Origin of the sequence: Pantoea sp. LS15, assembly GCF_012241585.1 — a bacterium.
In the GTDB taxonomy this organism is placed as follows: domain Bacteria; phylum Pseudomonadota; class Gammaproteobacteria; order Enterobacterales; family Enterobacteriaceae; genus Enterobacter.
In genome coordinates, this window is sequence record NZ_JAAVXA010000034.1 from 1 (window position 1) to 1,256 (window position 1,256).

Genomic DNA, 1,256 nt, shown 5'->3' on the forward strand with positions numbered 1-1,256 from the left:
GTGAACACTTGTTCGGGGACATGGTAGACACTTACAACTAAGGCATAAGAACCCGTTAATGGAGTCGCTTATGCCCTGGGATGCGAGAGATACCATGTCATTACGTACCGAGTTTGTTTTGTTCGCCTCGCAGGACGAGGCGAACATCCGTTCGCTCTGCCGTCGCTACGGCATTTCCCCTGCCACCGGCTATAAGTGGCTTCAGCGCTGGGCTGAGGAAGGCGCCTCCGGACTTCAGGACCGGCCCCGTACTCCCCGTCGTTCCCCGAACCGCTCATCTGACGACGTCACTGCCCTGCTGCGCATGGCACATGAACGCCATGCACGCTGGGGAGCCCGCAAGATTAAGCGCTGGCTGGAAGACCAGGGACACCGTATGCCTGCCTTCAGCACCGTCCATAATCTGATGGCCCGTCACGGTCTGCTGCCGGGCGCTTCACCGGGCATTCCCGCCACGGGGCGCTTCGAACATGATGCCCCGAACCGGCTCTGGCAGATGGATTTCAAGGGCCACTTTCCTTTTGGCGGTGGCCGCTGCCATCCGTTCACTCTGCTGGACGACCACTCCCGTTTTTCCCTGTGCCTGGCATCCTGTACCGATGAACGGCGTGAGACTGTGCAGCAGCACCTGGTCAGCGTGTTTGAACGCTACGGCCTGCCGGACAGGATGACCATGGACAACGGTTCACCGTGGGGCGACACCACCGGCACCTGGACGGCACTGGAGCTGTGGCTGATGCGCCACGGTATACGGGTGGGGCACTCCCGGCCGTATCATCCGCAGACGCAGGGCAAACTTGAGCGTTTTCACCGCAGCCTGAAGGCGGAAGTGCTGCAGGGGAAGTGGTTCGCGGACAGCGGTGAACTGCAGCGTGCCTTTGACCACTGGCGGACGGTCTATAACCTTGAACGCCCGCACGAGGCGCTGGATATGGCCGTACCGGCCACGCGGTATCAGCCGTCTGCGCGGCAGTACAGCAGCAACATAGCGGCACCGGAATATGACGAAGGGGTGATGGTCAGGAAAGTGGATATCAGCGGTAAGCTGAGCATCAAAGGAGTCCGCCTGAGTGCAGGAAAGGCGTTCAGGGGAGAACAGGTCGGGCTGAAGGAGACGCAGGAGGATGGCTGCTATGAAGTGTGGTGGTACAGCACGAAAGTGGGGGTGATCGACCTGAGGAAACAGTCGATCACCATGGGTAAAGGATGTTAAAAAGTGTTCACTATGTCCCCGAACACCTGTCTACCATGTCCCC

At 59.7% G+C, this 1,256-nt stretch carries 1 protein-coding gene; it reads left to right on the plus strand.

Annotated elements, in window-relative coordinates; all coding sequences use genetic code 11:
• Nucleotides 1-70 precede the first annotated feature (70 nt).
• Entirely contained in the window at nucleotides 71-1,213 is a 1,143-nt protein-coding gene (locus tag HED65_RS22420) for an IS481 family transposase (RefSeq protein WP_502707164.1), read from the plus strand.
• Nucleotides 1,214-1,256 lie beyond the last annotated feature (43 nt).

Coding starts and splice junctions, on each gene's coding strand:
- HED65_RS22420 (WP_502707164.1), top strand. CDS start 71: ATGCCCTGGGATGCGAGAGATACCATGTCATTACGTACCGAGTTTGTT.